Annotated in this window: 6 protein-coding genes and 1 pseudogene; 3 read left to right on the top strand and 4 right to left on the bottom strand. The window is 36.1% G+C overall.

Annotated features, from left to right (window positions below):
• Positions 1 to 56 precede the first annotated feature (56 nt).
• Both F6K13_RS09275 and F6K13_RS09270 read right to left on the bottom strand, forming a co-directional pair.
• Positions 57 to 734 carry an MlaD family protein gene (locus F6K13_RS09275; RefSeq protein ID WP_287287252.1) on the bottom strand — a complete coding sequence of 226 codons (678 nt, stop codon included), beginning with the start codon at positions 732 to 734 and terminating at the stop codon, positions 57 to 59.
• 93 nt (positions 735 to 827) lie between these two features.
• A complete protein-coding gene (locus F6K13_RS09270; protein WP_124143207.1) occupies positions 828 to 1,652 on the bottom strand; it encodes an ABC transporter ATP-binding protein in 825 nt (274 codons plus the stop codon).
• An 888-nt stretch (positions 1,653 to 2,540) separates the two neighbouring features.
• On the opposite strand from F6K13_RS09270, the gene yvcK reads away from it, so the two are divergent.
• Both yvcK and tsaE read left to right on the top strand, forming a co-directional pair.
• Positions 2,541 to 3,953 (top strand): gluconeogenesis factor YvcK family protein, encoded by a 1,413-nt coding sequence (gene yvcK, locus F6K13_RS09265; RefSeq protein ID WP_124143208.1) that lies wholly within the window; start codon positions 2,541 to 2,543, stop codon positions 3,951 to 3,953.
• Between the two features lie 2 nt (positions 3,954 to 3,955).
• Positions 3,956 to 4,444, top strand: coding sequence for a tRNA (adenosine(37)-N6)-threonylcarbamoyltransferase complex ATPase subunit type 1 TsaE (gene tsaE, locus F6K13_RS09260; RefSeq protein ID WP_124143209.1), 489 nt, complete (start codon positions 3,956 to 3,958; stop codon positions 4,442 to 4,444).
• A gap of 427 nt (positions 4,445 to 4,871) precedes the next feature.
• Here tsaE and F6K13_RS09255 read toward each other — a convergent pair whose 3' ends face one another.
• A complete protein-coding gene (locus tag F6K13_RS09255; RefSeq protein WP_124143210.1) occupies positions 4,872 to 6,203 on the bottom strand; it encodes a dihydroorotase in 1,332 nt (443 codons plus the stop codon).
• Positions 6,204 to 6,546: 343 nt separating this feature from the next.
• Here F6K13_RS09255 and lepB point away from each other — a divergent pair, with 343 nt between their 5' ends.
• A complete protein-coding gene (gene lepB / locus F6K13_RS09250) occupies positions 6,547 to 7,197 on the top strand; it encodes a signal peptidase I (protein WP_124143228.1) in 651 nt (216 codons plus the stop codon).
• A gap of 365 nt (positions 7,198 to 7,562) precedes the next feature.
• Here lepB and F6K13_RS09245 read toward each other — a convergent pair.
• Positions 7,563 to 7,746 (bottom strand): annotated as a pseudogene (locus tag F6K13_RS09245) (IS630 family transposase); the annotation flags it as partial.
• Positions 7,747 to 7,873 lie beyond the last annotated feature (127 nt).

Raw genomic sequence — 7,873 nt, 5'->3', positions numbered from 1 at the left:
GCAAAACAACTGGCTGATTTATCAGAAACTATTAGAGGAGAAATGCAAGGTATAAGTCAATATTTAAGAGAAGATGTAGATGAAATAACAGGGATTCTTAAATATTGACTTATACCTTGCATTTCTCCTCTAATAGTTTCTGATAAATCAGCCAGTTGTTTTGCTAACTTAGAAGCCTCTTCAGAAGCATTAGCTGTATTTTCAGCAATTATTTTAACATTACTAAATAACTCTGGGTCACTGTATAGATCGATTAAACGTATTCCTGCTCTTAATAATTGCTGTATTTCTACTCCTGCTTGCCCCTGTAAACGATCATTATTACAGATAATTATTTCCGAACAATTAGAGGATAAAGGACCAGCAGAAATTTCTGATTCTGGTATTCTACCTCTAGGAGTAATATCTATCACTGCAGTACCAATAAATGAAGATGTATTTGCTTGAATAAACACATCACGAGGAATAATTAAATCTTCAGGTTTAATTTCTAGACTAATATCTACTCCATTTGGCCCTGGTTTAATTCCTACTACCTGTCCTACATTAATACCTCGATATCTAACTGATGTGCCTAATTCCATACCAGATGCACTTTCAAATTCTACTATGACCTTATAACTACGTTGGCCTAAGTTTACTCCCTTCAACCAAAGCACCAATACACCAAATAAACCTAATCCTAGCAAAGTTAATAAACCAACTGAACCTTCTCTAGCTGTTCGCGATCGCATAGTTTCCCCAAAATTATCAATAAGCTGTGACGATTTAAAGATTTTAGCTATTAACCAATAGTGATATAATCTAATCCATTACTTTTTCAGACATTAATCTTCTACTTGTAGCTTTTGCCTCTTAGTCAAACCTCTATCCAAGACCTGAATTGGCCCATCTACACTACCTGTAAAAAATTGTTGTACCAAAGGATTGTCCACCACATCAATTTCATTTACAGTACCAATCCACTGCACCTTACCCTGATAAAGAAATACAATTCTGTCTGCTGTGCGACGAATGGTACTATGTTGATGAGTAACCATTACATAGGTGCTACAACCACCATCTACAGATTGTAAGTGACGTACCAAATCTTCAATTACAGTAGAAGCGATGGGGTCCAAACCTGCAGTTGGTTCATCATACAATAATATTTCTGGGTCATCATGAGGATTTTCTGGATTAGTCATAATTGCCCTAGCAAAACTCACTCGTTTACGCATTCCACCAGATAACTCTGCCGGATAGCGATCGCCAATATTACCCAACCCCACCATTTCCAATTTCTGCTGCACCAACTCCTGAATCTGGGAATGTGGTAACTTACTCTGTTGATACAAAAGAAAACCCACATTTTCTTCTACTGTCAGGGAGTCAAACAGAGCAGCATTTTGAAAGACCATACCAATAGTAATTGGATCTTTCAAATCATCCATCCATCTAACTCGTCGCTGTCCCTGGACATAAACTTCTCCAGCATCAGGAGTCAATAAACCAGCAATAATTCTCAGAACTGTGGATTTACCAGTTCCAGATGGACCAATGATTGCCAATGCTTCCCCGCGATAAATTGTTAAGTCTGTTTGATCTAAAACAACATTAGACCCGAATGATTTACTAACTCCTTTCAGTTCGATTATAGGTTCGTGGTTCATCGTTTATACTTAACAGTCCACAATAAAGTATTGGTCTTAAAAAAGCAGCAAGTATAGCGCTACGCGCAAGGCAACAGGCAACAGGCAATAGGCAACAGAGAAATACAAAAGGGTTTCAGCTTCTATTTATGTCCTAAACTTAATGCGTAGCGCCATAACAGATTTTGTTGGCAGTATAGCAAGGGGGCATAATAAAAGTCTCAAACTTTGAGATTTAGTCAGCTTTTCTCTTCTAAACTTTGCCTTCTGTTATACCATTTTCAAAAAATAATGTTACAAATACTGTAAGTCAAGAAAAAGCAAGAAGGTTTTAGTTATCTAGGTGATTAGTTATCTAGAGCAGAGGGAAGAAGAAATAAGTAAGAAAAAATTAACAATTAATGATATATTTTCTCTCTCTAATAAAAATCAGTTTTGACAAAAATAGAGTAATTCTATACCAAGATGCTCTATTATTTGTAGCAAATATTTATCGTGGCTGCTGTTATAGCAAGGAACGAGCTGGTGTTTGACTTATGCTGATAATGAACAGTAAGACAGAGAAATACTTTTTCCACTATTGCCTGTTGCCTGTTCTATATATATACTGATTTGATTAAATCTCCTTAGTTTATCTTCCTTAACAAAATCATTGGGTCGCGTAACCCCGCCTTTTAAGGCGAAATGTTTTTGGAGGGTTGCTCAAATCCCCGTTACAAAAACAACTTCTGTACGGGCGTTAGCTGACGCATAGCTCCGCTAACGCCCCTACTGACTTCTGACTTCTTTAAGGCATTTCATCTCAACACAATTTAGTTCTGAAGCGCCATAATACTGCCAGAATCTTCTTTATTGTAGATAGTATTTTTGTACAAATTTGTCCTTAATCAAGCTAAGGCTAATATTGCTATGTCAACTAGTTTAGTAAAGAAAACCCTACGCATCTTTCTCAAAAGTAATTTTTTTATTGCAAAATCTGATCAGACTAACTCTCAGGTAATTGGCCAATGGTTTAAGTGGCTAGCTCCAGGATTATTTATCAAGCGGTGGTTACTCTTGAGTGCTGCTGGCGTACTACTGACTAGCTTAGGTCTATCAATATGGACGGGAATGACTCCAATTTTTTACACCCTACGGCTACTTAAAGAATTTTTGGGGTGGGTGACGACTATAGTTCCTAGTTATATTTCCGGGCCAATAATTATCTTTGCTGGATTACTTTTTATCTTCTGGGGTCAAAATCGTAGTATTAATTCCATTACTCAGGTGTTAATACCAGAGGGAGAGGAAAAACTGGTGGATCGCTTACTTGCCCATCGACGATTAAATCGAGGTCCAAAGATAGTTGCTATTGGTGGGGGTACAGGTCTTTCTACTTTGTTAAGGGGTATCAAAGATTACAGTGCTAATATTACTGCTGTTGTGACGGTGGCAGATGATGGTGGGTCTTCTGGTAGGTTGCGCCGAGAGATAGGGGTACTACCACCAGGGGATATTCGTAATTGTTTGGCAGCTTTGGCTAATGAGGAAAAGTTATTAACTGAGTTGTTTCAGTATCGGTTTCGTGCTGGTGATGGTTTGGTGGGACATAGTTTTGGCAATCTTTTTCTTACGGCAATGAGTGAAGTGACTGGTGATTTGGAGCAGGCCGTAGCTGCTAGTTCTCAAGTTTTGGCTATCAGGGGTCAGGTTTTACCTGCTACTCTTACTGATGTTAATTTGTGGGCAGAATTAGCTGATGGGCGACGTATTGAAGGCGAGTCTAATATTACTGAGGCCAGGGGAAAAATTGTCAAAATTGGCTGTACTCCTGAACATCCTCTGGCTTTGCCCAAAGTGTTACAGGCAATAGAAGAAGCTGACTATATTATTATTGGCCCTGGTAGTTTATATACTAGCGTGATTCCTAATTTATTAGTGTCTGAAATTGCTGAGGCGATAATGCTCCGCACCGCTAACGCGAACGCTTCTAGAAATATTCCTAGTATTTATGTTTGTAATATTATGACTCAGCCTGGAGAAACTACTGGATATACTGTGGCTGACCATATTCGTGCTATTGATGTTGCTGCTGGTAAACGATTATTTGATACTGTTTTAGTGCAGGGAAAAAGTCCTTCAGCACAAGCATTAGTTCGTTATGCTCAAGAAGATTCTCATCCTGTTTTTCTTGACCGTGAAGCTGTTAGAAATTTAGGAAGGAAAATTCTTTTGACTAATGTGATGTATGAGGATGAAGAAACTGGTTTTGTTCGTCACGATTCGATGATGTTAGCGCAGGTATTATTAGAGTGGTATGAGCGTATTAAATTTAATAAATAGTTATGAATAAAGAAGTTTTTTTTTCACTACAAAATACTGTCGCAACTCACAATATTGGTAAAAGTTTAGGGAAAATTTTGCCTGCTGGTAGTGTGATTTTATTGGAGGGAAATTTAGGTAGTGGTAAGACGACTTTTGTTCAAGGTCTTGGTGCTGGTTTGGGAATCAAAGAAACAATTGATAGCCCTACTTTTACTTTGATTAATGAGTATTTTTCTGGCAGAATACCTCTTTATCATTTTGATTTATATCGTTTAGAAAGTTCTGAGATTGAAGCTTTAAATTTGGAGATTTATTGGGAGGCTTTGGAAGTACCTTTGGGTATTGTCGCCATTGAATGGGCTGAGAAGTTGGTTTATTATCCTCCTAATTTTTTGCGAGTTTATTTAAGTTTTTCTAATGTAGGAGATATTTGTGAACAAACGCCCTGCGCACGCCATGCTAAATTGATTTCTATTGGTAAGTTTGATTTGGATTTGGATAAAATTTAGGTTCTAAAACTTACTAAGATAATTCTACATATGATTATATACTAAATTACTGTTTTAGCTGGTAGGTACTTTTATCAGAATTAGATAGTTTAGAGAAAAAATACATTGAGGAAATTAAGCCACTACAAAATGATACTAAAGTTAAGGAATATCTGCCAAAAAAAAGCCCGAAACTTTCTGAGTTGCAGGGACTCTTAAAATTAGCTAATACTCCTTTATAAAGGTTTGGGATTAAGAATATAGTTTGGATGACAGATAGATAGATATTAACGTCTTCAAAAATTAATGAGCTAGTTATGGTTTGCTGAAAAAGTCTTTTTAAGGAGTGGGGGAGCGGGGGAATAGGGGAGTGGGGGAGTAATTTTTTTGCCCTTCAAGTCAACTAAAAGTCAAGCAAAACTTCAAAAAAAGTCGTTATGAAAATTAATTAGGTAGCTACAGAAAATGTTATAGCTTTACCCCGAACATTAGAATTAAATTCACCACGATTAAACACAATTTCTCCCCCAACAATAGTAACAACAGGCCAACCAGTTAAACTCCATCCTTCAAACGGACTCCACCCACATTTTGTCATTAATTCCTCTCTTAAAACAGGGCGATAATTATCCAAATCAACTAATACTAAATCCGCATCAAAACCAGGAGCGATCGCTCCCTTTTTCGGAATGCCATAACCTTTAGCAACGGCAGTAGACATCCAATTAGAAACTTGAGCAACAGAACATTTTCCCTGAATAGCTTGAGTTAACATTAAAGGTAAAGAAGTTTCCACCCCAGGCATTCCTGAAGGAGTATTTGGATAACCTTTTGCTTTTTCTTCCAAAGTATGAGGTGCATGATCTGTGGCAATAAAATCAATTACCCCATCTAACAAAGCTTGCCATAAAATATCATTATCCCAAGCAGATTTTAAAGGAGGATTCATCTGAGCTAAAGTACCAATCTTTTCATAAGCACTTGTATTTAATAATAAATGTTGAGGCGTAACTTCAGCAGTCACCCAACTCGGTTTATCCTGACGCAATAATTCAGCTTCATCTCCAGTCGAAGTATGCAAAATATGTAACCTCCGCTGATATTTTTTCGACAACTTCAAAGCCATCTTAGTTGCCAATAAAGCAGTCTCATTATCCTGAATTTGTGAATGAATAGCAGGGTCAGAAATACCAGCAAACTCTTTTTTCCTTTCATCAATTCGAGCTTGATTTTCTGCATGAACAGCTATTAACCTTTTTCCCCTCGCAAAAATTGGCTCTAACTTTTCCTCCGTATCTACTAATAAAGGTCCGTGCATAGAACCCATAAAAATTTTAATCCCAGGAGTAGGATTAGCAGTTAATAAATCGGGTAAATTTTCTGCCGTTGCCCCAATAAAAAAACCGAAATTAACCAAACATTTTTGAGCTGCCCGTTGTAACTTATCATCCAATGCGGTTTGAGTCGTAGTCAAAGGTTTAGTATTAGGCATTTCCAGAAAAGAAGTAACACCACCTTTCACACAAGCTCGACTAGCAGTAAATAAATCTTCCTTATGTTCCAATCCAGGTTCCCGAAAATGTACCTGGGGGTCGATGACTCCAGGTAATAGGGTTAAGCCTTCAGCATCTATGATTTTTTCTGAAGCTTCAGAAAATGAGATTTCTGGAGCGACTTGAATAATTTCTTGGCCTTGAGTTTGCACATCACCAATCAAAAATTCCCCATTGGGTAAAAGGATGCGGGCGCGACGAATCAACAAAGAAGAGATAGTAGACATGATTAAAGATTGGGTTTTGTATTTATATTGTTTTAGGGAGTAAGGGGTAGTTACATACAACGTCCGTACAGAGTAGTAATTATGGAAACAGGAAATAGAGCAGAAAGGCTATAATGTTACTTTGATTCTAATATATTACAGTTTGATAGGATAGCTATAATAATGACTATAAACTCAAAAACCTAAAAATGTAGTCTTATAATTGTGAACTTAGATGATTTACACTCTAGAATCTTTTTAATATTTATGTAAGATAGTCTAGTCAAAAAAACTTAATTACCTAGTTGTAAAACCCATAAACAAAACCAGTATTTTAAAATTAATTATTCGATGGATATAAATGATGAATCAAGAAGAAAAATCAAAACATAAAGAAAATTCCAATGAAGAAAATCCTTTGATTGAGTCAATCAAAACTATTGGACTTAGCGTGATTTTAGCTATAGGAATTCGTCAATTTGTTGCTGAAGCACGTTATATTCCTTCTGGTTCGATGCTACCAACTTTACAAATTAATGACCGTTTGATTATAGATAAATTGGGTTATCAATTTAAAGATCCAGAAAGAGGAGATATTGTGGTTTTTAATCCAACAAATGAACTTAAAACTCAGTACAAAGATGCTTTTATTAAACGGATAGTTGGATTGCCTGGAGATCGAGTAGAATTGAAGGATGGAAGAGTATATTTGAATGATCAGGTAGTAGAAGAAACTTATGTTGCTTCAGATTTGAATCCAGCAGAACTTGAGGCAAGAAAAATTAATCATCAACAAACTAGAATAGATGTTTGTCCTCCTGATAAAAGGTTTCTTTCTCAACCTGTGACAGTGCCTCCAAATTCTTATTTAGTTATGGGGGATAATCGTAATCATAGTTATGATGGACGATGTTGGGGTTTTGTTCCTTATGAAAATATTATTGGTCGAGCTATATTTCGCTTTTGGCCCCTCGATAGTCTTGGTACAATAGATGAATTACCATTGTACAAATGAAAGTTATTTTACTTATTAGTGCTGACCATTCAAGCCTTATTGTTGAAATACTGAAGTTGATTTTTTCATCATCTTAAAAAAGGAGAGTTGAGAGCTGATTTTTTGGTAAAAATTTTTAGAATTTAAAATTAACATTTAATTGCCGTCGGAGGAGTTAAGTTATTAAATTTCAATAGCTCTAGACCTGACAAACTCCTCATTTTTACAAAATTATTTCATAGTCAGGGTAATGCTATTTTTACTTCTGTAATTATGAATGCTTCAGAAAAAGTCATATCTAGGAAAACTCAAAACTAATTCAGACTCTAGGACTATAGTTATTCAGTCGAAGCAAATTAATAGAGTTATTTCCATCAATACAATAGACATTCTTGGACTGACTCAAATCGACTCTCATCAATATATACAAGCCTTTCTATCCCATATTTTTTTATCAATTCTCCCTCGTAATTTATAGTATTTTATTCTTTCAAGTCTATTTATTTCTCGATACCTTAATTCTTTTTTTTGTGTGATTTTCATTTGATGCAGCGCATAACCAATTGAACTAATAGACTTGTCGCGAAATAAAACCTTAAAGTGAAATGGGAAAATTCTGGTTTTCACTGATTAAATTATCCTGCCATTAAGTAGAAATTCCAGAGTCCAGCCACAGTGAACATGAAGCGATCGTCGC

The sequence above is a fragment of the Okeania sp. SIO2B9 genome (genome assembly GCF_010672505.1).
GTDB classification, from domain to species: Bacteria; Cyanobacteriota; Cyanobacteriia; order Cyanobacteriales; family Microcoleaceae; genus Okeania; species Okeania hirsuta.
This window is presented reverse-complemented; position numbering and strand designations above follow the sequence as displayed.

Bases quoted from the DNA above. Each gene is read 5' to 3' on its own strand.
- F6K13_RS09275 (WP_287287252.1), bottom strand. From the start codon at position 734: ATGCGATCGCGAACAGCTAGAGAAGGTTCAGTTGGTTTATTAACTTTG.
- F6K13_RS09270 (WP_124143207.1), bottom strand. From the start codon at position 1,652: ATGAACCACGAACCTATAATCGAACTGAAAGGAGTTAGTAAATCATTC.
- yvcK (WP_124143208.1), top strand. From the start codon at position 2,541: ATGTCAACTAGTTTAGTAAAGAAAACCCTACGCATCTTTCTCAAAAGT.
- tsaE (WP_124143209.1), top strand. From the start codon at position 3,956: ATGAATAAAGAAGTTTTTTTTTCACTACAAAATACTGTCGCAACTCAC.
- F6K13_RS09255 (WP_124143210.1), bottom strand. From the start codon at position 6,203: ATGTCTACTATCTCTTCTTTGTTGATTCGTCGCGCCCGCATCCTTTTA.
- lepB (WP_124143228.1), top strand. From the start codon at position 6,547: ATGAATCAAGAAGAAAAATCAAAACATAAAGAAAATTCCAATGAAGAA.